This window comes from Barnesiella propionica (assembly GCF_025567045.1).
GTDB lineage: Bacteria > Bacteroidota > Bacteroidia > Bacteroidales > Barnesiellaceae > Barnesiella_B > Barnesiella_B propionica.
In genome coordinates this window covers 286191-310833 of record NZ_JAOQJK010000003.1, presented here as the reverse complement: position 1 = coordinate 310833, position 24643 = coordinate 286191, and the positions used below count along the sequence as shown (strand labels likewise).

The window sequence follows — 24643 nt, the reverse complement described above, 5'->3', positions numbered from 1 at the left end:
AACAATAATCAAATATAAAATCTTTGCTTGCTGTTAGATAGCATTCGGAAAAAAATCATGTATATTTGTGATAGATAAAAATAGCTGAAATGAAAAGCAGGTTAGGAAAGTGGATAGGATTTGTCGTATTGTTGTTGATTCTTGTGGGTGGTCCCGTATTTTATATTTTCCGTAATGATATTTTTGTAGGCAGCTATGAGGTTGCCGATGATCTGGACGGAAATTTTTTTCCTTCTCTTATCCTCTCGCTCGCGAATAACGATACATTGTTGATTCAGCCGAGCGATACACTTTATCTTGGAAATCCTAAATCGTATATCGGGATACGTATTACTCCTAAACATTCTAATAGCCGTGTGAAAGTTACGGTTGAAGCGACACCGTTCTTTTCCCGTACCGAAACAGAGTTTTTTCTTCCTCAGGCAAAGAAATCTTATCTTTTATACCCCAATATGGCCTGGAATTTTGAAGAACTGAAAAATAACGTACAGCCTATTCCCGTCAGTGTTACCGTGGGTGTATCGTTGGATGGGAAAGAGTTGCAACAAGAGGTGCATACCATGATGATGAGAAGCATTAACGACTGTATCATAGGGTATAATGACAGGAACGGGAAGTTCAAGGAAACAAGTATTATGTTTGCTGCGTACGTAAATGAAGAAAATCCGCAGATCGATAAAATATTACGCGAAGCTTTAAATACACGTATTGTGAACCGATTTTCGGGATATCAATCCCAGCGCCCGAATGCTGTGCAGAATCAAGTGTACGCTTTGTGGAACGTTCTGCAGAAAAGGGATTTTAAATACAGTTCCATATCGGCCAACAGTTTGGCTTCCAATAAAGTTTTTGCCCAAAGAGTACGTCCGGTCGGAGATGCTATAGAATCTGCCCAGATCAATTGTGTGGACGGTTGTTGTTTGTTCGCCTCGCTGTTGAAAGCGATAAATATAGACCCTATTCTGGTACGCACACCGTCCCATATGTTCATAGGATATTATCTGGACAAGGCTCATACAAAAAAAGAATTTCTCGAACTGACGCTTATAGGAGATGTTAATTTAGATGATTATTTTCCCGAAGAACAGCTTGATTCTACTCTGAATCAGAAATCGCAAAACGAGATATCCCGTATTACGTTCGATAAATCCCGGGAATATGCAGCCGGGCAATATGAAAAGGTGAAAGATAAACTGGAAGCCCGGGAACCTTCTTATGTCATGTTCGAGATTTCGAAAGCGGTTCGCCGGGATATACAGCCGATAGGCCGGTAACAGGTTAAAATGTTTTCTTGCCTTTCAGGAAATAATTCCATGTAAGATTTCTTTTTCCCTCGGGAAAAGAGTTCAGCAAATTCTTTTGTGGCTGATGAACATATCGCTTGCTCATTTTCCTGAAATCGTTATGTGCATCCCATATCGCTTTTGCGTCTCTTGTTTTTCCGGAGAGCAGGAATTTGAATAGTGCGGCCGTGTCATATAATCTGCGAAAGAATAAAATCTTTTTCCCTTCTTTACGGGGAAGGTTCTTATATAACATCAATAAATTATTTCGGAAATTGAGATAGGTTTTTCGCGGGTTTGACGCAGATAGTGTGGCTCCTCCCAGGTGATATACTATGCTTTGCGGAACGACCGCAATGCGTTTTCCCAATAAAAGGACTCTCCAGCAAAGATCTATCTCTTCCATATGGGCGAAAAACTCTTTATCCAGTCCTCCGGCTTTTTTATATATTTCGGTGCGGATAAAAAGACAAGCTCCCGTAGCCCAGAATATATCCGTATTATTATCATATTGGCCGTTATCTTTTTCAATCGTGTTGAATATGCGTCCCCGGCAAAAAGGGAAACCGTATTTATCCAGGTATCCTCCCGATGCACCTGCATATTCGAAATATTCCTTATTCCAGTAGGATCTTATTTTAGGTTGGCAAGCGGCTACATCCGTATGCGTTTCACAGTATTCATAAAGTGGAGGCAACCAGTTTTCAGAGACTTCCACATCGGAATTCAGTAAAACGACGTAGGGATAATCTAATGAGCCGATAGCTCTGTTATATCCTTCGGCAAATCCGTAGTTTTTTCCCAGTTCGAGCAACCTAACCCGGGGAAATTTCTCTTTGAGCAACGGAACGGATGCATCGGTAGAGCCATTATCCGCTACTATGATATCTGCTATGTTCTCCGGCGTGTAGCGGCAAACGGAAGGTAAAAATTCCCGGAGCAGTTTTTCTCCGTTCCAGTTAAGGATGATAACGGCTATAGGTTTCATAGTTATCAGGTATTGGGGAAATCTTGATGATGATATTTCCATCGTTTGTGCGTCCACAGCCAGTATTCCGGTTTTCTCAGGATACATTTTTCCATGAGATTCATGTACCTGTCGGTAATGGTATATTCGGGAACGGACTTTGGATCGGATTCTATGACACGTATGGTAGTTTTATAATATCCTCTTTTGATAACTTCCACATCGAAGAAAAGTACGGAAAATCCTGTTTTCCTGGCTATTTTTTCAAAACCTGTCAGGGCGGCAGTCTCCTGGTTCAGGAACTTTACCCAATGGTGTATATTGGCGGGAGACGGTGTCTGGTCAGCCATAAATCCGGTTATGGAGGGTTTTCCGGAGTTTCTCATTTTGAGTATTTCCCGTAATGTGTCGGCTTTAGGAATGCTTACCGAGCCGAACCGGGAACGAAGTTTAAGAAAAAAACGGTCGAACCATCGGTTCTTTAAAGGACGGTATATCTGAGCGAAAGTAGCTTGTCCCATATCGGTCCACAGCGTGACTGAAGGTACCCATTCCCAGTTGCCGTAATGTCCCAGCAAGATAATGATAGACTGGTTACGCCTGAAACACTCCTCAACGACTTCGGTATTTTCGAAAACCATTCTCCGGCGCATCTCTTTATCAGAGATATGCATTAGCTTTATGGTTTCTACGATATAATTACAAAAATGGCGGTAAAAAGCTTTCTCCATTTTGCGTAACTCATTTGTGTTTTTTTCGGGAAATGAGTTTTTCATATTTTGGAAAACCAGTTTTCGCCGGTATCTTACTATATAGAATAAGGGCAGATAAAGAATATCTGCGAGAATATACAATACAGGCAGAGGAAGCATGGCGTGTATCTTGAAATAAAGATACAGAGGAAAGTAAAAGATGTCCTGCAGAGTCTCTTTGTTCATAGGTTATTGTTTATGATTCTACCGAAGCAACGGTAAGAGCGTCGCCTGTTTCATTGAAACTTCCTAATCTTACGAAATGAGTGGTGTTTACAAAATCTTTTTTGAACGGCATTTCCACCCGGATATAGTTGTCTGTAAATCCATGCATGGGAGCTCCTTTGGCCGGCTGTTCGAACAAGACAGGGCGTGATTCTCCCTGATGGGATTCGTAGAACCTGCGAAGTTTCTCGTCCGATAATTCCAGCATACGCCGGCAACGTTCATGCCGTTCGGCAGGAGGCACGATATGGTCTATTTTCAGGGCCAGAGTATTAGGCCGTTCCGAATATGTAAATACATGTAGTTGCGATATGTCGAGACCTTTTACGAATTGGTATGCATTTTCGAAAAGTTTTTCAGTTTCTCCGCGCACCCCTACGATCAGATCTACTCCTATAAAAGCATCAGGTATGGTTGTTTTTATTTTCTCTATTTTATGAGCGAAAAGCGCGGTATCGTAACGACGGTGCATCAGTTTCAATACTTCATCGCTTCCTGATTGCAGGGGAATATGGAAGTGGGGGGCGAAGCGGCGGGACGATGCGACATATTCGATGATCTCGTCGGTCAGGAGATTCGGTTCTATGGAAGATATACGATACCTTTCAATGCCTTCTACCTGGTCGAGTGCCTGGATAAGCTCAAAAAAAGTCTCTCCTGTATTTTTGCCGAAGTCTCCTATATTGACACCTGTAATAACAATTTCTTTTCCTCCTGCCGAGGCTACTTCTTCGGCTTGTTTTACCATTTGTTCTATCGTACCGCTCCGGCTGCGCCCTCTGGCAAGAGGGATGGTACAATAGGTGCAGAAATAATCACAGCCGTCCTGCACTTTTAGAAAGTAGCGTGTCCGGTCCCCTTTGGAACAAGAAGGGCTGAATTGACGTATATCTTTACTTTGTGTCGTGATAATATGACCGTTTTCTTCTTTATCGAGCGATCCCAGATATTTAATGATATCCAGTTTCTGTTCAGCTCCCAGTACCAAGTCCACGTCGGGTATGTGGGCCACCTCATCGGGTTTTAATTGTGCATAACATCCGGTCACGACAATGAAGGCTCCGGGATGTTTTCTGGCAATCCTGCGAATGGTCTGCCGGCATTTTTTATCTGCCAGTTCTGTCACCGAACATGTATTAATGATGCAAATATCCGCCTTTTCTCCGTTACGGACTTTGCGTATTCCGTTTTCTTCCAGAATACGTCCTATCGTCGAAGTCTCTGCGAAGTTTAGTTTGCATCCCAGTGTAAAGTATGCGGCTGTTTTGTTTTCAAAAGTGCTGGAATCTATCATTATATTCCTGATATTTTAAACTTAAAAAGCGGTTCAAAGTTACTCATTTTATGCGAATTTAGCAGTGGGAGAAACAATCATTATGTGTAATTAGGTGCATTTTAGAAAGATTCATTATATATTTGCATAAGGTGTCTAAAAAAACAGACGTATGATAGAAGAAAATTTTATAAAAATATATGAGCGGAGTTTTAAAGAAAACTGGGAGCTCCCGGCCTTGACCGATTATAATGAACAAAAAACATATACTTATCAGGAAGTCGCAAAAGAGATAGCCCGGTTGCATCTTCTTTTTCGTCATTGTAAGATACGGAGGGGAGACAAAATCGCTCTGGTAGGAAAAAATACTCCCAGGTGGTGTATCGCTTTTTTTGCTGCCGTTACTTATGGAGCCATCATTGTACCTATTTTGCAGGAGTTTAATCCGGGAGACGTACAACATATCGTTAATCATTCCGACTCGGTGTTACTGTTTACAAGCGACCAGATATGGGAAAATATAGAAATGGACAAACTGAAACAACTGAGGGCGGCTATTTCATTGACCGATTTCGGCTGTCTGGCTCAGCGGGACGGTGAAGAGATTGAAAAATGTTTACGCGGTATGACCCGAAGATTCAAGGCTGCATACCCGAGTGGTTTTTCCCGTAAAGATGTAAAATATGCCGAGTTAGAAAACAGCAAGGTTTCTCTCATTAACTATACATCCGGGACTACAGGCTTTAGTAAAGGGGTGATGCTTACCGGTAATAATCTGGCCGGAAATGTTGTTTTCGGTATTCGTTCGAAACTGCATTATCGTGAAAGTAAATGCCTTTCTTTTCTTCCCTTGGCTCATGCGTATGGCTGTGCTTTCGATTTGCTGGTTCCTCTGGCCGTTGGTTCCCATATTACATTATTAGGAAAAATACCTTCACCGAAGATTTTGTTGAAGGCGATGAGCGAGGTTAAACCTAATCTTGTAATTTGTGTACCTCTTATTCTGGAAAAAATATATAAAAAAATGATTCAGCCTATGTTGAGCAAAGGTGCGATGAAACTGGCATTGAGCATTCCTATACTGGATCATCAAATATATAATCAGGTAAGGAAAAAACTGGTCGATGCTTTCGGAGGAAGGTTTGAAGAAGTTATAGTAGGGGGAGCTCCTTTGAACAGGGAGGTGGAAGATTTTTTGAGAAAAATCAAATTCCCGTTTACAGTGGGTTATGGAATGACCGAATGCGCTCCTTTAATCAGTTATACTCCGCATAGAGAATTTCAGGCGGGTTCTTCGGGGCATATCCTGACCGGATATATGGAGGCAAAAATAGATTCTGCCGATCCGGAAAACATACCTGGAGAAATATGTGTACGGGGAGAGCATGTTATGGCAGGATATTATAAGAATGAAGAGGCGACAAAAGCTGTACTTGATGCAGATGGCTGGTTACATACGGGAGATATGGGTACGATGGGTAAAGACGGTACTATATTTATCAAAGGACGCTATAAGACCATGATATTGAATGCATCGGGTCAGAATATATACCCCGAGGAAATAGAAGCGAAGCTGAATAATATGCCATTTGTAGCCGAAAGTCTTGTGGTAGAAAGGGATGGAAAACTGGTGGCTCTTGTTTATCCGGATTACGAGGCAATGGATAGTTACGGGCTGAGTAATGCCGATTTGCCTGTTACTATGGAGGAAGTCAGAAAAAATTTGAATAAATCTGTGGCACCATACGAGAATATATCACGTATCCAACTTTATCCTACTGAGTTTGAAAAGACTCCGAAAAGAAGTATAAAGCGGTATTTATATACTAATTAGTGAGGATTTTCCTTCTTTTTGGGAGAAAAAAACATTTTTTTGAAAAAAAAGAGGGATGAAGTGTACAATATATAAAAATAATGTCTACCTTTGAACTGTTTTTGAAGCAGAAAATTATTGTTTTATCTTTAATTTAAAGAAAATGAAAAAGTTAGTCTTGTTCTTTGCTGTTGCTTTCGCAATGTCTTTCGCTTCTTGCGGTTCTAAAACTGCTGAATCTACTGAAGCTGCTACTGATACTGCAGCTGTTGTTGTAGAAGAAGCAACTGAGGTTGTAGTTGATTCTACTGCTGCCGATACTGCAGTTGCTGTTGAAGCTGCTGCTACTGAAGTTGTAGCTGAATAATCCAAGCAACCAGAACAAAAAGAAAGTTGATAGAGCTGCCTCGGCATGAGGTGGCTCTATTTTTTTTGTGAATATGAGATGCTGCGTAATGGATGGATACTATATATATTGAAAAAGGAGACAAAACTTTGTCTCCTTTTTTTATGGCGAAAAGAAATTTTTCTTATTTCAAAATCCGAATTGTTAAATGCAGATTAATTGTCGAAATATAGTAATTTTCCTTTGCACTTGTCGTTTACAACGCCGTCTTGGTAGGCTGTTATGCCGTTTACAAAAGTCTGTTCGATGGTACAAGGGAATGTATGCCCTTCGAATGGAGACCAGCCGCATTTTGACAATATGTTTCCATGGCTTACAGTATATTTTTTATCCGGGTTGATAAGTACCAGATCTGCATAATATCCCGGGCGTATATATCCTCGTTTTCTTATTTTGAAAAGAGTAGCTGGGGCATGACACATTTTTTCTACTATTTTTTCCAGAGAAAATATATTTTGTTTGTGTTTTTCCAGCATGACCTGTAAAGAATGCTGAATTAAAGGTCCTCCCGATGCGGCTTTAAGGCATGAGCCTTGTTTTTCGGAGAGCAAATGGGGGGCGTGGTCTGTTGCAATGATATCGATTCGGTTATCTTGTACGCCATCGGTAAGGGCAATCCGGTCTCCAAATGTTTTTATAGCCGGGTTCCATTTTATGAGGTTGCCATAATCGGCATAATCATTATCGTCAAACCACAAATGATGTACGCATACTTCTGCGGTAATTTTCTTTTCAGATAAGGGTTTGCTTTCCAATAATGATAATTCTTTTCCAGTAGATAAATGAAGTAAATGAAGTCTGGCACCCGTTTTGACAGCCAGTTCTACAGCTTCGGATGAAGAAGCGTAACAAGCTTCGGTACTGCGGATAAGAGGGTGAAAGAAGATCGGAAGTTCTTCTCCGAAACGCTGTGTATAATAAATCCGGTTTCGTGTAATGATTTCTTCTTTTTCGCAATGTACGGCGATAAGCGCTTGATTTTCGGAGAAAATGCGTTTTAAGGTTTCTTTTTTATTTACCAGCATATTTCCGGTAGAAGAACCCAGGAAAATTTTTATTCCGCAAACTTTACTGAAATCTGCCTGTCTCAATACATTTGCATTATCGTTAGTGGCACCGATGTAAAATGAATAATTGGCTACGGAGGTTTCTGCAGCCCTGTCCCATTTCCATTTGAGTGCGTCTAAAGATGTCGTTTGTGGCAGGGTATTTGGCATATCCATAAATGAAGTTACACCACCGGCCACAGCAGCTCTGGATTCGGTTGCAAGATCGGCCTTGTGGGTGAGTCCCGGTTCTCTGAAATGTACCTGATCGTCAATAACTCCCGGTATGAGCCATTTTCCTCTTGCATCTATGATACGCATGGCTTCCTTCTCTATGTATTCAGGTAATTTTCCGTTTATGACGGAACTTATATATTCTCCGTCGATAAGCACATGACCGGTGAAACGACTTCCCTCGTTGATGATGGTCGCATTCTTGATAATCGTTTTATTCATGAGGAAAATAATTTGTAAAGACGGAATATTAATCTGCTTTTTTTCGGGGGTATTTTTTAAACCAGCTTCCTATTTTCAATTTTATAACGCCAAAAATGGCTTCTCCGAAAATACTGGAATTCATTTTGCTTTCTCCCAGTACCCGGTTAATGAATATGATAGGAACTTCTGTTATCTTGAATCCGCATTTATATGCGGTAAATTTCATTTCTATCTGAAATGCGTATCCTTTGAACCTGATCTTGTCGATTTCTATGGTTTCCAGGACAGGACGATGGTAACAAACAAATCCGGCGGTAGTGTCGGCTATTTTCAAACCGGTTATAAAACGTACGTATTTTGAGGCAAAATAAGACATGATAACTCTTCCCATAGGCCAGTTTACCACATTTACTCCGCTTATATATCTCGAACCCACGGCAACATCTGCTCCTTGCTCTGCACAGGCAATCCAGAGCTTTAATAAATCTTTGGGATTATGGGAGAAATCGGCATCCATTTCAAAGATATAGTCATATTTGTTTTCGACAGACCATTTGAATCCCGCTATGTATGCTGTCCCCAGTCCTTGTTTCCCTTTTCGTTCCACGAGGAACAAATTGCCAGGAAATTCATTTTGCAGTTTTTTTACGATATCGGCTGTTCCGTCGGGAGAATTGTCGTCGATGATGAGGATGTCAAACGTTTTCGGAAGCCCGAAAACCGCACGTATTATATTTTCCACATTTTCTTTTTCGTTGTATGTGGGAATGATTACAATGCTGTCTGAGCCTTTTTCTACCATGAAACTGTATATAATTATTTGTTTCCTGATACAAAGATATACTTTTTTCCTAAGTATAGTCGGGCCTCTTTAAAAATAGTGTGAATGAATAACATTCTTTTTCTTAATATAAAGCTAATTTATGCTTTTGGAATTGTTCGATGTCTTCTTTATTCAATCCTAATTTGCTTAACTTTACGGGAAGGTTGTGTTCACCCAGATATAGACGTTCGCGAGTAACGAATTTGCTGTTTACCAAGGAAAGCGAATCGTTTTTATAAGGAGTGTCTATTCCGGCCATATCCAGCAATGTATGAAATACGACTCTGGAATTGAATGGGGTGTGATGCCGGCTACAGGCAGCTTTTACTTTTTCGGGAAACGTCTCTTTATATTGTTTAGATGTCCACATGATAAAGGGTATATGGAGTTGGTAATAGGAGGGAATAGGAGACGCGTGCAGAAACTTTTGATGTTTGTCGTCCAGTAAGTCTTCTCCATGGTCCGACAGATAAATAAGAGCCGCCGGTTTTCCCGTTTTCTGCAGCCGCATAATCAACCGTGTCAGGAATTTATCGGTTGCGCGTATGGAGTTATCGTAAGAATTGACCATTTGGGTCTTATTTTTCATTTTAATTCCTGTTACATGGTCCGGCATATAGATACGGCTGGAATTTCCATATCTTTCACAGTAATTGAAATGAGAACCGTAAGTGTGTAATACTATTAACTGCTTGGAATGTGAACCGGCCAGTAAAGAGTCCACTACCGGCAATAGTTCTTTATCGCGAGTATTCTCATTGGGGCGTTCTCCTTTAAGATTCCGGTTCAGATGAGCTTCATCTGCGAAGAAATCGGTGAACGAACCGTTATATAGTTGGTTAGATAAGAAAGCCGTTTGATATCCGGCCTCGTTGAATGCTGTGATCAGGCTTTTTTGTGAATAGATGAGATCGAAATTTTCGGCCGAGGCCGCACACATCATTAACGGGACACTCTTATGTGTCGCATTCACTTGTGTTATGACATCATCGAAATGCAATACGCCGGGCGTTTTTTCCAGCAGTGGCGTAGTATTTCTGCTATATCCGTATAATCCCCAGTTTTCGGCTCTTGAGGTTTCCCCGATAACTAACACATATATTTCCGGCATATCGGCCGGATGACGGGAAGCAGCGTGAAAAGTAAAGTTTTGGGATGTTACGGGATATTTTTTACTTTTTTCCCAGCTGCGTACGGCGAATCTCATATTGTTTACTGCATTTACCGGATATATATGGCAAATCGTATTTTCTGCGGGAGATTGTTTATGAGCCCGGCCGTAAAATATAGTTCCTATGCTCATGACAATCAGAGAGATGATGAAGGCTCTTTGCCTGAATCGTTTGCCGAGTTTGTCTTTTTCCCGGATAGAATAAACAGCCAGCAGTAATGCCGGTACATATAATAATATAACACCGATAATTGCAGGAATCAGGTTATCGAGTAATTCGGACGCTTCGTTACTATTGGTTGTAAATACGTTAATGAACATGTCCGATGCGATGATAGAGTTCCCGAAAAGATATAATAATACCAGCTGGAATGCTCCGATGAAATGTACGGGAAATAATATCCAGAAAGGTATTCCCGGTTTTTTGCAGGTTAACAATAATATCATGTATACCGAAAGCGGAAGTAACAGATATGCGACTGTGAAAGCAGGAGACAGCGGTTCGGTAACACTCAGGAATATGTTGGGTGTCACCATAACCAGGACAAAAATGATGAAAATGACAGGTTGTGTAAAAACCGAATGAAATATATCTTTAAAATGCCTCATTTATATTGAAAATAAAGCTCGACTGACCTTTTCCGAAGCCGTAATCGAGACGTACGTTTACCCGTTTTTTAAATTCCCACCTGTAGCCTATTCCGTAGTTGGGCAGCGTATGGGACCAATCCCATTTGCTGAACCGGGGAAAGACATTCCCGGCTCCTACCCATACGACAAGACTGTTTCTTCTCCATACATGCTGCCGTAATTCCAGCTGGGTTTCCAGCATACACTTATCTCGGTATTGTCCGTCGTAATACCCGCGCATACGGTACGAACCTCCCATCATGGCCATCATTGTCCAGGGGACGTTTCCGTAATTGAGCTGGCCATGAAAATCGAATGCCAGTATTCCTCCCTTCCATACTTTTTTGTAGAAATCGGCAATAAGATCGGTACGGTTAAATTTGTATTTGTTTCCCATAAATCCCGGATAGAATCGTTGTTCCAGTTTTAGGTACATGCCTTTTTGGGGGTTAGGAATAAAATCGCGCGTATCGTAAGCCATTGTAATTCCGGCCCCGACATTAATAGTGTGTTTGTCTTCTCCACGGAGGAGTTCCGGTTTTTCAAAATCTTTTCCTTCAGCGTAGTCAAAACTAGCCGAGATTCCTCCGTAAAATCTGGGTGCTATTCGTGTCAGGAAATCTACTTTTAGCTGATTTTGTATTCTTTTAAAACTGCCCTTATTATCTTTGTTGGCTCCGTCATCGTAACCGATACCCCAGAATAGTCCCGGAAAAGAAAAAAAGTAAAAGTTATAGAGTAGTCTGAACCGGTCTTTAGGGAACAGGTTATTGCCTCTTATTCCTATCAGATAAAATCCCGTAGTCGTAATGTCTCCGTATAGAGACACGTCCGATATAGGAGTGACGGAGTCCGTCCGGTTGGTTCGGTACAATCCAGATGCGACCAATCCTAATCCTAATTTGGTATCGCTCGAGTAATGAGGCCCTCCGATTACACTAAAATCGAATTTTTTCTTCGGGTCCGGATCATTGGCTTTTGCGAAATAATTGATGACTTTCTGGAATACATTCATTTTTTTTACCGAATCTGCGCGGAGCGTGTCCTGAGTAATCACAGGAATTGTATCGGCCCGCTGTTTTTCCGGCATATTATTTCCAGAAACATTTATTATACTTATCGTAAGGAATATAATGAGTATAAATATCCTATATATCTTGTCGTTGAATTTGATCATATAATTAGTTTAACGTAATGCAAGCCTATTGTCTCAATGGTTATGTAACATTCGCGAGACAAATATATGACAATTTATGCGTGTTGTAGATACTCATGTCGGGTAAGACCTTAATATATGTAAAAATATGATGATTTTACACATGTTTTGTTTTGTAAAATATTTATAATTAATATGTTATGTGATTATAATAAATTTCATTTTAGCTATATTTAATGAAGTTGATATAAACTTTTTTGAATTGTTTTGTGTAGATAGTATATTATATTAACAAAATGAGTGCTTATTAGTTCGTTATGCCCGATTCCATATTTGTTTTACATATCGTTTTTTATATAAAGGCAAATTAATATCTGGTATCCGATTGGAAATATTCTGGGTCTTCCTCGTAAATAATTATATCTTTGCCAGTATAGCAAGAAAAAATATGGATAGAATAATTACCGTTCAAGATGCTGTATCACGTTTGCCGGAATTGGGGTTGAAAAGACCTTTGAATTGGCGGATAAACAGAGGTGAACAGTGGGCTGTGGTAGGAGCGACCGGGAGTGGAAAAACTTTACTGACCGATATATTGAGTGGGAAAACCGCTTTGAAACACGGATTTGTACAAGTCAGCGGGGATTTACGTTTGTGCGATACGGTAAAGTCCATATCTTTTAAGGATATATATACAATGACAGATAGCCGGAATACCTATTACCAACAACGTTGGCATTCCGGAGAAAATGAGGATGTTCCTATCGTAAAGGACATTTTAGGGGAAAAGATGCAAGGCGTTTTGTTTCGACGGTTGTACGGACTTTTTGGCATAGAAGAAATGCTGCAAAAAAAGATAGTTTACCTGTCTAGCGGGGAGCTGAGGAAATTTTTGCTATTAAGAATTCTGGCTGAAAATCCACGTATATTGATTATCGATAATCCTTTTATCGGGCTCGATGAAGTTTCCCGCAGGATGTTCAGCGATATGCTTGAGGAAATAGGGAAACAGGGGCTTTTGCAACTTGTTCTCATATTATCCGACCCTTCTGATATTCCTTCTGTGATAACTCATGTATTACCTGTGAGTAACGGTGATTATTTTCCTGTTGTTTCCCGGGAAAAATTTCAGGCAGATAAAGTTCTATTAGCTAAATTATTCATCCGTCCGGGAATGAGATTTCCTGTTTTACCTGTGCCGGTTCGTTCTGCATCTACACATAAAATTACTTTTCGTATGGAACATTGTACGGTTAAATATAAAAACCGTATTATTCTGAAAGAGCTGGATTGGTCTGTTGGAAATGGTGAGAAATGGGCCCTTCTTGGGCCTAACGGTTGTGGAAAATCCACATTACTAAGTCTTGTCTATGCTGATAATCCACAATCTTATGCTAACATATTATATCTTTTCGACCGCAGAAGAGGAACGGGAGAGAGTATTTGGGAGATAAAAAAACGTATAGGATATATTTCTCCGGAGATGCATTTATTTTATAGGGAAGATATTCCGGCTATACGTGTTGTCTCTTCCGGCTTTTTTGATTCTGTTGGAGTGTTTCGTGCTTGTACAAAAAGTCAGGAGGAGACAGCATGGAAATGGATGGCTGTTTTTGGTATAGACAACCTCGGGGAGCGTTCCTTTCTTTCCCTTTCGGGTGGGGAACAACGTTTGGTCTTACTGGCTCGTGTTTTCGTAAAAGATCCGGACCTGATCATTTTGGATGAACCTTTGCATGGACTGGATGTTGTTTTAAAAAAGCATGTTTCCTGTGTTATCGATGAATTTTGCCGACGTCCGGGAAAGACGTTGGTATATGTAACCCATTATCCGGAAGAACTTCCCGGCTGTGTTACCCGATATTATAAACTGGAGAAAAACATTTGATATACGGGATATATGTGTTATTTTTGTATAATAATAAACTTTCAAAATAAGTATCATGAGTATTCTGAAAACAAATATTTCGGTCGGGCTCGCCAGCGATCACGCCGGTTATGATATGAAGCAGTTTGTGATACAGTTGCTGGATAAGCAAGGTATTTCTTATAAAGATTTTGGTTGCTGGTCGGCCGAGAGTTGTGACTATGCCGATTATGCACATCCTCTGGCTGTAGCGGTCGAGGCAGGAGAGTGCTATCCGGGTATTGCTATATGCGGCAGTGGTAACGGTATCAATATGACGTTGAACAAACATCAGGGTATACGTGCGGCACTTTGCTGGACCGAGGAGCTGGGGCGTCTGGCGCGTCAGCATAACGATGCGAATGTACTGGTTATGCCTGGACGTTTTATCAGCGACGAAGAGGCTGAAAAGATAGTAAACGTATTTTTGAATACCGGTTTCGAAGGAGGGCGTCATCAAAGGCGGATAGATAAGATTCCGGCAAAATAAAAACGCCGTATCATAACAACCGCCCGCAATTATTTGCGGGCGGTTGTTATATCGGTATTGTTGTAAATTGCATATTGCGGTTTGGGAGAACCGGTAGTACCTGAATTTACCATTTGATAACGACCGAGGCTGATTCTACATCTCCGCTGATAGGTGGTTTTTCTTTTGTGACTGTAAGTTTCCCCCCTTTTATTTCGGGGAATCTGTTTTGTATGGACAAGATAATACGGCCGGCTACGTGTTCCAGTAATCTGGACGGTATTTCCATTTCTTTGCGAACTGTTTCGTACAGTTCGGCATAATTGAGTGTATCGGAAATATCATCGGTCAGCATCGCTTGTTTCAGGGACGCTTTTACAGTAAGCTGTACGGTGTAATTATTTCCTACGCGGTTTTCCTGTTCGTTTACTCCATGAAACGCATAAAAGCGCATATTGCCTAATTGTATGGCTGTTTTCATTTCTGTTAGGTTTAGATGTGCATACAAAAATAGATATCATTTTGGAATAGGAACAAAAAACTCCAAAAAACTTCGGATAATTCGATTGTATAAATTATGAACTTTTTTGTTTGTTGAAGCCGTTTATTGGAACGATTCTTTTATTTTTGTACTTAAATTATTAAAGAGGAGTACGGATATGGCAAAAGATAATCAGGCAACGGGGCTTACCCATAATGCACTTACGGCTGAAACTACTATCGTGGGAAAAATTGTTTCCCGTAAGGATATACGTATTGACGGAACTTTAGAAGGAGGACTGGAGTGCGAAGGAAAAGTGATTATCGGGGAACAGGGACGGGTAGTAGGAGATATCATTGCAGTTAATGCCGAGATCATGGGGCATGTAACCGGTAACGTATTGGTCTCCGAAATGCTGGTACTTAAGTCCACATCATATCTGGAAGGGGATATTCAGGCCCGCAAACTGTCTATTGAACCTAATGCTACCTTGAATGGAAAGTGTACTATGATACAATCTCTGGAAGGTGGACAGGTTCCCGAAGATTGATCTTATTGAGCAAAAAAGGATTGCGGGTGTTATAACATAAATGTTTTAGGTTATGATTAAGAAAGTGATACCCGTTTTGGACATGAGCTGTGTGATGTGCGCGGCCAATGTGGAAAATACGGTCAGGAATCTTACGGGAGTGTCGGAGGCTTCGGTGAATTTTGCTTCTAATACTCTTACCGTCGTTTATGATCCTCAAAAAATAAATCTCCGGCAAATACGGGAAGCCGTGCAATCATCGGGATATGATCTGGTGATCGAAGACGGAGATGCCGATGCAGTCGAGAATATCAGGAGAAAACATTACCTGTCGATGCGGAATAAGACTATCGGAGCATGGGCGTGTGCTTTACCCGTCATGATTATTTCTATGTTCTTTATGCACAACAGGCAGCTTGACTGGATTATGCTGTTATTTACGGTTCCCGTTTTGTTCGTATTCGGCCGTTCTTTTTTCATTTCGGGCTGGAAAGCCATGAGAAGCGGTGTCGCCAATATGGATACGCTGGTTGCCATGAGTACATCTATTGCATTTTTATTCAGTCTTTTTAATACGTTTTATCCTCAATTCTGGCTGGAAAGGGGAATCGTTCCTCACGTATATTATGAGGCGGCGGCTATGATTATCGCGTTTGTGTTGACGGGGAAACTTCTGGAAGAAAGAGCGAAGAACAACACGTCGTCTGCAATCAAAGGATTGATGGGGCTACAGCCTAAGACTGCAGCACTTGTGCAGGAAGACGGAACGGAAAAAGAGATATCGGTCTCGGAGCTTACCGTAGGGGATTCAGTTCGTGTTCATCCTGGTGAAAAGATTCCTGTGGACGGGATAGTAGCTTCGGGGGAATCGTATGTAGATGAAAGTATGATAAGCGGGGAGCCATTGCCTATATATAAGGCTGCAGGAGATAAAGTGCTGGCCGGTACTATAAACCAGAAAGGTACATTTGTACTGGTAGCTAAAGAGGTGGGTGCTTCTACCGTTCTTGCACAGATTGTTCGTATGGTACAGGAAGCCCAGGGCAGCAAGGCTCCCGTACAACGCATGGCGGACCGTATCAGTGCCTATTTTGTACCTACGGTAATGGCTATTGCCCTGCTTACTTTTGTCGTATGGTTATCGTTCGGAGGAACCGCTTATTTCTCATATGCCTTGTTGGCTTCGGTTTCGGTTCTGGTGATAGCCTGTCCTTGTGCCTTAGGACTGGCAACACCTACAGCTCTTATGGTGGGAATTGGCCGAGGGGCAGAGAATCAGGTGTTAATAAAAGATGCTTTCGCCTTGGAAAATATGTGTAAAGTAGATGCTGTGGTGCTGGATAAGACAGGAACGTTGACCGAAGGATCTCCCAGGGTGGTTCGTATATTATGGCCGGGAGAAGAACAGGAACTTTACCGTTCTTTGCTGTTCTCTGCGGAATCCCGCTCGGAACATCCGCTTGCTTCCGCTATAGCTTTATTCATGAAAGATAAAGGTGCGAAGAATTTGGAGCTGGATTCTTTTGAAAGTATCACAGGAAAAGGTGTCCGTTTTACATTTAATCAAAATATTTGGTGGATAGGCAGCCAGACTCTTGCCGTAGAAGAAGGGGTTACGATGAGTCCGGAAGAATCATCTCGTATTTCAGGGTGGCAGGAAGAAGGGTACAGCGTTGTTTTCTTTGGCCGGGAGGCTACCGTATATGCGGTGCTGGCAATAGCCGATCCTGTGAAGGAAAGCTCCGTTGATGCCGTGTCGATGTTGCGGAATGAAGGAATGGAAGTTTATATGCTGACCGGGGATGGTAAAAAAAATGCTTCGGTTGTTGCAGCACAATTAGGAATAACTCATTTCGAAGCCGAGGTTCTTCCCGGAGAAAAAGAAGCATTTGTAAATAGGCTTCAAAAATCAGGTAAGATTGTTGCTATGGTGGGTGACGGAATTAATGATTCACAAGCGCTCGCCCGTGCCGATGTAAGTATAGCTATGGGCAAAGGAACGGATATAGCTATGGATGTTGCTATGATAACGATAATGAATTCTGATCTGCGTCGTGTCGCTTTTGCCCGGAAATTGTCGAAAAGAACGGTGAGGCTGATCCGCCAGAATCTGTTTTGGGCTTTTATCTATAATGTGATAGGTATACCTGTAGCCGCCGGAGTATTATATCCGGTTTACGGCTTGCTCCTTAATCCTATGTGGGCAAGTGCGGCTATGGCATTCAGTTCTGTTTCGGTAGTTTTGAACAGTCTCAGGTTGAAATGGATGAAATTATAAATAGTTATATAATATGATAAAGATTAAAACAAATGCCAAATGTGGCGGATGCATAGCCAAAATAGGAGAACATTTAAATACTTTTTTATCTCCCGACCAATGGAATATAGATCTTATGGTTCCGGAAAAGATATTAACGGTACATGCGGATGTTCCGGCGGAGAAAGTATTGGATGCTGTGCGAGCCGCAGGTTTCAAGGCGGAATTACTGTAAAGATTTAAACCTGGATACAACAGGCGAGAACAAACGAAGGGTATATTTTATAGTATCCTTTATACGTGTATTGCTGGGACGTGCGGGTTTCATGTGCTGTAAAAATTCCCGATTCCTGTAATTCGAAAGGATGTATGTGCAGGTGTTTAATGAGATCTATCCCTTCTGCCTGTATGGCTTTGTATAATGCCTCTTTGATGCTCCAAGCCAGATGCAGTCCTACCGGATTTTGTAAAAATAGTTCTTCTCTGCCGATAAATCTGCCGGAGACACGGCTTATCTTTTCTCCTATTTTTTCAATGTCTATTCCTATATTTTTTTGGGGATGCAAGGCCACGGCTACTATATCGCCTGTGTGTGATATAGATATACCGGAAAGATCTCCCTGCAAACAGGGGCGTCCCGAAGCGGTGTAATTTACGGCATTGTCTTCTCCTGTGAGTTGCCGTAATAAAAGCCTGGAGGCAAGTACTTCTTTTTGTCTTTTTACCGTATGATGCTTTTTAAACAAGTCGTAATAAAGAGAATTATTTCCTAATGCCTGTAGTTCTTCCGGAGTTTCCGTCAGTTTCCACAGCCCTATTTTAATGTCTGTTTCTGTAACAAATATTTCGTATACGGACATTACGGACGGTATTGTATAGTTTCTATGAGGCGGGTAATATCCTTAGATATATATCCGAGAACAGGAGCAACGGAATCTGAACGGACTTTATGATTAAAATAAAGGGCTCCGCGAAACATATAATGTGTACTATCGGTGACAACGAATTGAAGGGGGGTTGCACTTTCTCCCGATAATTCGTAAAGGGTCGCATATATGTGGTTCTCATTATCTTCATATTGTCCGGCTTTTATGGCTTCAGCCCGGACACTATGCCGGTAAACCAGTTCTTTGCTCTCTTCCAACAAATGGGACAAAGATTGTTTGCCTAAAACCGGGTGAAAACTGCAATATATTGTTGCCTGATAACGGGGATAAGTTATATTAATCCATTTTACACCGGTCTGGTTTATAGAGTCGGTTCCCGAAATTATGGTTTGATTCTGGACCTCGAAAGATAAAGGAAAGCCTGCGGGAATTATCTGAAAACTATCCGGATAGGCATCGATACGAAAATAACTGTCCGGTTTTGGGCTGTAATCCTGTCTGCATCCGGGAGATATTAACAGTAATAGCAAAACGATAAGTAGCAGGAAGATTCCCGAGAACCAGTTATAATGTTTTCTTCTCTTTGTATTCATGATCTGAAAACTCTTATTGTTATTTATCCGAAATATTTTCGGAATTTATTTTTACTTTAACTTTTATAATACGGCGTTTGTCTATTTCAAGAACCAAAAAGTCACAGCAGTCGTAAACGATATGTTCTTTTACTTTCGGGAAATCTTCTTTTATACCTAATATAAGACCGGCGAGGGTTTCGACATCTTCTGTTTTATCCTTGAATATATCCTCATCCAGTCCTGTTATTTTATAAAAATCGTTCAATAATGTTTTCCCTTCGAAAATATAGGTATCGTCTGCAACTCTGATATATTGTTGCTCTTCATCGTCGTATTCGTCGCTTATATCGCCTACTATTTCTTCCAGAATATCCTCCATTGTAACAATCCCGGATGTGCCTCCGAATTCATCTACTACTATAGCCATGTGAATTTTTCTTGTACGGAATTCTTCCAGCAGGTCGTCTATCATTTTTGTTTCAGGTACGAAATATGCGGCACGCAGTAACTTTTGCCATTCGAAATCGGCTTTTTCTCCGATGTACGGTAAAAGGTCTTTACTATATATAATTCCTTTGATCGTATCCTGTGAGCCTTCATATACGGGCATTCGTGAATATCCCGATTCAACTACTTGTTGTATTAGCTCATCGAAAGTGGTCCGAATATCCACATCGGTCATGTCTACCCGGGAAGTCATTACTTCTTCTACCGTTTTTCCCCCGAATTTTATTATACCTTCCAGCATGGCTTTTTCTTCGTTAGCCTCTACCTGAGTCATTTCCAAAGCCTGGGACAGTTCGTTCATCGACAGGTTTATGTTCTTTTTCGAAACGTGTTTATGGACGACATGGGTGGACTTTACCAGAAAAGTAGCCATGGGATAAAATACTTTTTGCAGGATTGCCAGACCATGTGCAGCTTTGCGTGCCCATTTCAAAGAATTCTGATTGGCATAGAACTTGGGCATTACTTCTCCGAAAAGCAATAAAAGAAAAGTCAGGACGATGGTTTGAAGGATAAAACTTAATATTTCGGCGTTTCCGAAGTGTATGACGGAGCTGATAAAATAGTTACATAAGATAACTACTGCAACATTTACCAGATTATTGACAATCAGTATGGTTGCCAACAGATATTCCGACTTGTCAAGAAATCTTTTTATCCGGAAGTCTTTCACGTTATCTTCATCCAATTCCTGAATGTCTTGTGATGTAAGGGAGAAAAAGGCTATTTCGGAGGCTGAAACGAAACCGGATATCATAAGGAAGAAACCGGCGAAAAGAAGGGCGATAACTGCTCCTACGGTGGGAGAAACCACCTCTATGTTTGAAAATAATTCGGATAAATACGCGTCAGGGTCCAAGTGTACAATAATTAGTTAAACAATAGCGGGCTTTTATACATAAAGCCCTATAAATACTTCCTTTTGTTATAATGAAAAGGAAGTATTTATAAGTGAGTTATTTATCACGGAACAAAATTACAACAATAAATTAAAACGGCAAATCATCGTCGGAATTATTTGTACTGAACGGTGTGCCTGTTTCCGGCGGTAAAGCAGAGGTTGCAGCAGCCGGAGCTATATTTTCTCCTGCATTATCTTGCCGTTTTCCCAATAATTCCATATTGTCGGCGTAAATTTCGGTCGTATATCGTCGTATTTTGTTTTGATCTTCCCAGCTGCGGGTACGGAGTTTTCCCTCGATATATACCTGCATTCCTTTACGTACATATTTTTCGGCAACTTCGGCCAGTCCCCGCCAAAGGACGATATTATGCCATTCGGTTTTCGGAGGAATTTCTGTTCCGTTTTGTGTCTTATAACCTCGTTCGGTCGTAGCCAGAGTGAAACTAGCGACACATACATTATTTTCAAGATACCGGACATCCGGGTTTTTACCCACGTTTCCGATCAGAATAACTTTGTTGACTGACATCTTTCGTATATTGTAAATTTATTTATCAAAAATAGAGATTATTACTTAAATCTGCAACGGCTGTATCTTTTATCTTTATCTGTTTTTCTTTAAGGTTTAAGTAATCGTGCTATACGGATTAGCTGATAATTGTAAAAATCGCGTGTGGATATATCCGGAGCTGAAATAACGCGTTGCTTGTACATATTCTCGATCTTTTTAAGATAACCTGTCATCATAGGAGCCAGTACATCGGCAGAAAGTACCGGCAATCGCATATTCGATCTGTAGAATGAGAGGTCTTCTTCGGCAGGATGAATGCTGCACGGTAACGATGGCTCATGTACCCATTTTATCATTTCATCGTATTCGGTCAAGAACAGTGTCGTTTTCTTACTATTTATATCTTTTAAACCGCTATATGAGATTATAAGGTTGAGAGCTGTCGCCTGTAACTCTTTTTCTGTTGCGTTCAGCTTTTGTCCCCGGTAGGTTGCTTTGAATAATTCGGCGATCACATCGTCCATATAACCGTTTAAAGTATAATTCGAAAGACTTGTTTTTTCTCCCTCTGCTATACGATATAGAACAGAAGGTTGTAACATACCTGTAACGACCGAACGTCTCAATTTGTTGTTTATGTCCGAGTTATATCCTAACTTTTGTAAGAGCTCTAATGGAGATAGCCATGCATCGTATGTTCGCATTTGTTGGGACAGCCATTGTAAAGCTCGTTTCTGCACGGCTTTCGGTAAATAATCTCTGGCATTTCCGTTTTCCCCTTGTACTCTTTCTGTAAAGACGAGACCGCCCAGATAGGGCATTACATGGTAAATGTGACGGGAATATTGTTTTACGACTTCATTGTATGCTCCCGCAACGTCGCTGTAAGTTTCTCCCGGTGTATAATTCCACTTTTCGAGGTTCTGCATAATGATCTTCAGGTTTTTAATAGAGAGGTTCCCTGCCCGGATGTGATCGTTTCCCAAATCCTCGGTCTGGTCTGTCGGGTCGATAACACTATAAAATTGTTGTGCGCCGAATTTGTACATGGGATCCTGTTTCTTTTCTTCTATCCAGGCCGATAAGGTCTTTTTTTCATTCTTAGGATTGTTTGTGTCCGGAATGATGCGATAGCCCCAGTTGATAGCATATATGTCGTATACTCCCAGAACAGGAGGTGTTAGCTTTACTCCTTTCTCCATATCTCCGGGTTGTGCCACGAAATTATTCCTTGCATAGTCCATAATACTTGGTGTCGTACTGTATTTTTTGGTGAAAGAAGGGCTTCGCAGTGAATCCAGGGGAAATGAATAGCTGGCTCCCATGTTGTGCATCAGTCCGAGCGTATGTCCTATTTCATGTGCTGCGACGTACCTTATGGATTCTTGCATGATTTCGTCGTCAAAAACCTGTTTACGCACTCGCGGGTCTACAGCTGCCGTCTGCGTGAAACGCCAGTCATGTAAAAGAGAAATAATGTTATGATACCAGATGACGTCTGCGGTAAGTATTTCACCGCTTCTCGGGTCTATGAAACTGGGACCCATTGCATTCGCTGTTTTTGTTGTAGCATACTTGACACAACTGAAACGCATATCGTCGGGATCGAAAGACGAATTGTTTTTAGGATAGTCTTGTGCCCTGACCGCATTTTTAAATCCGGCATTTTCAAAAGCTATATTCCAGTCTTCGATACCTTGTTTTATTGCGTTTCTCCATTTTTCGGGGAAAGCGGAATCCACATAAAATACGATAGGTTTGCGGGGCTCTACCAACTCTCCTTTCAGGTAGTTGTCCATTTCATCTTCTTTAGGTTCCAGTCTCCATCGGTGAATAACGGAGAATGGAATTATTTTGTCTTCGGACGATGTATAAAGATTTTTATTGGAACGGAAAAATCCTATCCGAAAGTCATGTAGACGTGCCCGCATGGGTTCATCAGGCAAAAGGATAATAGAACGGTTCACAATAACAGTGTAAGGATTGTTTCCCTGTGATGTGTTATAAGTGAGTATACTGCGTATCTCTATGTTGAAAGGAAATGTTTTTGTGGCTATTATAGCTGATGCGTCCGAAGAAAACGAGCCTTTGACCGGAGAGTTGCTGCCCAGCGTTTTTTCAAGAGGGCTTGCTGGCTTTACGGGACTTATGATTTTTTCATTTCCTCCGAAAAATGAAGTAACGTCGATAACTATATTTTTTCCGTTCCGGGCTGTAATTTTAAATCCTTTCAGGATAGGGCTTAAAAAGTTTTTATTGAATGCACTGGATATAGGATCATTTTGCCCGACGATATTCTTCGTTTGTATTAAATGCATATAAACGCTATTTTCGTTTTTACTAAAATTTATCATTATGGGCTGTGTCGCCATTTGTCCTGCCACGAAATCCTGAGTGTTACTGGTCTCCGCGATGCGGTTTGAGAGAAGATAGGTGTGGTTGAAAACCGAGTCCGGAAGTTCAAAATACAGTTTTCCTGATTTTGTAAAATGAGTAGTAAAGAGTCCGTTTTTTGTAGTGGCTCCTTTTATTATTTTTGAGTAATCGGAATTTACCGGAACGGAGTCTTTCTTTATTTCGATAGTATTTTTTTCTTTTTTGTTTTTGTTGGATTTGTTACGGCTGTTTGCTGGAAAAGGAATTACTAATGCTGTTAAAAGCAGGGCTATAATTATTTTTTTCATAAAGGATCCGGGTATATGTTTATGGTATGTGCGCAAAGATATTAAAAATAAGGAAAACAAAGAGATGAGTTTTTATTCTTTCTGTTTTTTGGGAGTATATCAAAAATCCCGTCCCATGTTTTAGTTTCCCGGACGGGATTTGTTCCTTTGTTTTCGGTACTATTTGCTGGCTTTAAGGCCGCGTATCACAGCCGATGAAAATCCTGCAGATTCCATTTCATTAAGTCCTTTTATAGTAATACCTCCCGGGGTGGTAACTTTGTCTATTTCTGCTTCGGGATGGGCATTATGAGCCAAGAGCAGTTCCGCCGCTCCTTTTACTGTTTGTGAAGCGATAAATTTTGCCTGTTCCGGATACAAACCCATTTCAACTCCGCCTTCCATTGCTGCCCGTATATAACGCAGTGCGTAAGCTGTCCCGCATGAACAGAGAGCTGTTGCGGCAGTCATGAGCCGTTCTTCTATAACGATGGTTTTTCCTAATTCGTTGAATATTCCGGTGATAGTTTCAATTTGTGCTTCTGAAGCTTTGTAAGCGGAGATGACGGTCATACTTTGTAGTACGGATATGGCTGTATTGGGTATGAGCCGGAAGAGAACAGGCGTTTTTTCCTGTACCTGGAATATTGTTTCCAGATGTTCGAAAGGGACTCCTGCAACGACTGATGCCACTATTTGGTTTTTTGGATTTAGGGATTTGCATATTTCTTTGGCAACCGAATCAATGAGCCATGGTTTTACGGCGACAATGATCAGTTCCGCTCCTTTTACGGCTTCGGTATTATCGGTAGTAGTATGGAATTCGGGATATAATTTTTTGAGCTGATCCAGTGTTTTCTCGGTCTTTGCTGTAATTGTTATATCTTTTGCGTTAATGAGACTGCCTTTTGCCAGTCCCCGTGCAATAGATCCTCCCATATTTCCGGCACCGATAATTGTTATTTTCATGA

General features: G+C 41.0%; 23 protein-coding genes. 9 read left to right on the top strand and 14 right to left on the bottom strand.

Annotated elements, in window-relative coordinates; genetic code table 11:
• Positions 1-89: 89 nt before the first annotated feature.
• Positions 90-1274 (top strand): hypothetical protein, encoded by a 1185-nt coding sequence (locus OCV73_RS06030; RefSeq protein WP_147550354.1) that lies wholly within the window; start codon positions 90-92, stop codon positions 1272-1274.
• A 4-nt stretch (positions 1275-1278) separates the two neighbouring features.
• Here OCV73_RS06030 and OCV73_RS06025 read toward each other — a convergent pair whose 3' ends face one another.
• From OCV73_RS06025 to mtaB, 3 genes are read right to left on the bottom strand one after another with little or no spacing between them, the layout of a single operon-like run.
• Positions 1279-2271 (bottom strand): glycosyltransferase family 2 protein, encoded by a 993-nt coding sequence (locus tag OCV73_RS06025; protein ID WP_147550521.1) that lies wholly within the window; start codon positions 2269-2271, stop codon positions 1279-1281.
• Positions 2272-2276: 5 nt separating this feature from the next.
• Entirely contained in the window at positions 2277-3188 is a 912-nt protein-coding gene (locus OCV73_RS06020; protein ID WP_262512888.1) for a lysophospholipid acyltransferase family protein, read from the bottom strand.
• Between the two features lie 10 nt (positions 3189-3198).
• Positions 3199-4521, bottom strand: coding sequence for a tRNA (N(6)-L-threonylcarbamoyladenosine(37)-C(2))-methylthiotransferase MtaB (mtaB, locus tag OCV73_RS06015; protein WP_147550352.1), 1323 nt, complete (start codon positions 4519-4521; stop codon positions 3199-3201).
• Between the two features lie 151 nt (positions 4522-4672).
• Between mtaB and OCV73_RS06010 the strand changes: the two genes are divergently transcribed.
• Both OCV73_RS06010 and OCV73_RS06005 read left to right on the top strand, forming a co-directional pair.
• The gene (locus OCV73_RS06010; protein WP_147550350.1) at positions 4673-6334 is read left to right on the top strand and encodes an AMP-binding protein; all 1662 of its coding nucleotides are present in this window, start codon (positions 4673-4675) and stop codon (positions 6332-6334) included.
• Positions 6335-6476: 142 nt separating this feature from the next.
• Positions 6477-6680 (top strand): PG1828 family lipoprotein, encoded by a 204-nt coding sequence (locus OCV73_RS06005; RefSeq protein WP_147550348.1) that lies wholly within the window; start codon positions 6477-6479, stop codon positions 6678-6680.
• A 194-nt stretch (positions 6681-6874) separates the two neighbouring features.
• Here OCV73_RS06005 and OCV73_RS06000 read toward each other — a convergent pair whose 3' ends face one another.
• The 3 genes from OCV73_RS06000 to OCV73_RS05990 form a co-directional block, all read right to left on the bottom strand.
• A complete protein-coding gene (locus tag OCV73_RS06000) occupies positions 6875-8221 on the bottom strand; it encodes a dihydroorotase (protein ID WP_147550346.1) in 1347 nt (448 codons plus the stop codon).
• Between the two features lie 28 nt (positions 8222-8249).
• A complete protein-coding gene (locus OCV73_RS05995; protein WP_147550344.1) occupies positions 8250-9005 on the bottom strand; it encodes a polyprenol monophosphomannose synthase in 756 nt (251 codons plus the stop codon).
• Positions 9006-9108: 103 nt separating this feature from the next.
• The gene (locus OCV73_RS05990; RefSeq protein ID WP_262512894.1) at positions 9109-10635 is read right to left on the bottom strand and encodes a lipid A phosphoethanolamine transferase; all 1527 of its coding nucleotides are present in this window, start codon (positions 10633-10635) and stop codon (positions 9109-9111) included.
• Between OCV73_RS05990 and OCV73_RS05985 the strand changes: the two genes are divergently transcribed.
• Entirely contained in the window at positions 10517-10783 is a 267-nt protein-coding gene (locus OCV73_RS05985; RefSeq protein ID WP_262512895.1) for a hypothetical protein, read from the top strand. The genes OCV73_RS05990 and OCV73_RS05985 overlap by 119 nt on opposite strands.
• Before the next feature lie 9 nt (positions 10784-10792).
• On the opposite strand, the gene OCV73_RS05980 is transcribed toward OCV73_RS05985, so the two are convergent.
• Entirely contained in the window at positions 10793-11917 is a 1125-nt protein-coding gene (locus tag OCV73_RS05980; RefSeq protein WP_147550338.1) for a BamA/TamA family outer membrane protein, read from the bottom strand.
• Between the two features lie 514 nt (positions 11918-12431).
• On the opposite strand from OCV73_RS05980, the gene OCV73_RS05975 reads away from it, so the two are divergent.
• Positions 12432-13871 carry an ATP-binding cassette domain-containing protein gene (locus OCV73_RS05975; protein ID WP_147550334.1) on the top strand — a complete coding sequence of 480 codons (1440 nt, stop codon included), beginning with the start codon at positions 12432-12434 and terminating at the stop codon, positions 13869-13871.
• A gap of 55 nt (positions 13872-13926) precedes the next feature.
• A complete protein-coding gene (gene rpiB / locus OCV73_RS05970) occupies positions 13927-14379 on the top strand; it encodes a ribose 5-phosphate isomerase B (protein WP_394802949.1) in 453 nt (150 codons plus the stop codon).
• A 106-nt stretch (positions 14380-14485) separates the two neighbouring features.
• Here rpiB and folB read toward each other — a convergent pair whose 3' ends face one another.
• Positions 14486-14839 carry a dihydroneopterin aldolase gene (folB, locus tag OCV73_RS05965; protein WP_147550331.1) on the bottom strand — a complete coding sequence of 118 codons (354 nt, stop codon included), beginning with the start codon at positions 14837-14839 and terminating at the stop codon, positions 14486-14488.
• 178 nt (positions 14840-15017) lie between these two features.
• Here folB and OCV73_RS05960 point away from each other — a divergent pair, with 178 nt between their 5' ends.
• The 3 genes from OCV73_RS05960 to OCV73_RS05950 are packed head-to-tail and all read left to right on the top strand — an operon-like array spanning position 15018 to position 17860.
• On the top strand, positions 15018-15389 hold the full coding sequence (locus tag OCV73_RS05960) for a bactofilin family protein (protein WP_147550328.1): 372 nt from the start codon (positions 15018-15020) through the stop codon (positions 15387-15389).
• A 52-nt stretch (positions 15390-15441) separates the two neighbouring features.
• Positions 15442-17646, top strand: coding sequence for a heavy metal translocating P-type ATPase (locus OCV73_RS05955; RefSeq protein WP_147550324.1), 2205 nt, complete (start codon positions 15442-15444; stop codon positions 17644-17646).
• Positions 17647-17659: 13 nt separating this feature from the next.
• On the top strand, positions 17660-17860 hold the full coding sequence (locus OCV73_RS05950; RefSeq protein ID WP_147550321.1) for a heavy-metal-associated domain-containing protein: 201 nt from the start codon (positions 17660-17662) through the stop codon (positions 17858-17860).
• Positions 17861-17864: 4 nt separating this feature from the next.
• Here OCV73_RS05950 and OCV73_RS05945 read toward each other — a convergent pair whose 3' ends face one another.
• From OCV73_RS05945 to proC, 6 genes are all read right to left on the bottom strand, one after another.
• Entirely contained in the window at positions 17865-18485 is a 621-nt protein-coding gene (locus tag OCV73_RS05945; protein ID WP_147550319.1) for a 4'-phosphopantetheinyl transferase superfamily protein, read from the bottom strand.
• Positions 18485-19105 carry a gliding motility lipoprotein GldD gene (gene gldD / locus OCV73_RS05940; RefSeq protein ID WP_147550316.1) on the bottom strand — a complete coding sequence of 207 codons (621 nt, stop codon included), beginning with the start codon at positions 19103-19105 and terminating at the stop codon, positions 18485-18487. Before gldD ends, OCV73_RS05945 begins: the two co-directional genes overlap by 1 nt.
• Before the next feature lie 19 nt (positions 19106-19124).
• Positions 19125-20453, bottom strand: a complete 1329-nt coding sequence (gene gldE, locus OCV73_RS05935; protein ID WP_147550313.1) for a gliding motility-associated protein GldE — start codon at positions 20451-20453, stop codon at positions 19125-19127.
• Positions 20454-20583: 130 nt separating this feature from the next.
• Positions 20584-21027, bottom strand: a complete 444-nt coding sequence (locus tag OCV73_RS05930; RefSeq protein ID WP_147550310.1) for a single-stranded DNA-binding protein — start codon at positions 21025-21027, stop codon at positions 20584-20586.
• A gap of 89 nt (positions 21028-21116) precedes the next feature.
• A complete protein-coding gene (locus tag OCV73_RS05925) occupies positions 21117-23693 on the bottom strand; it encodes a zinc-dependent metalloprotease (RefSeq protein ID WP_147550307.1) in 2577 nt (858 codons plus the stop codon).
• A 159-nt stretch (positions 23694-23852) separates the two neighbouring features.
• Positions 23853-24641, bottom strand: coding sequence for a pyrroline-5-carboxylate reductase (proC, locus tag OCV73_RS05920; RefSeq protein ID WP_147550304.1), 789 nt, complete (start codon positions 24639-24641; stop codon positions 23853-23855).
• Between the last annotated feature and the right edge of the window lie 2 nt (positions 24642-24643).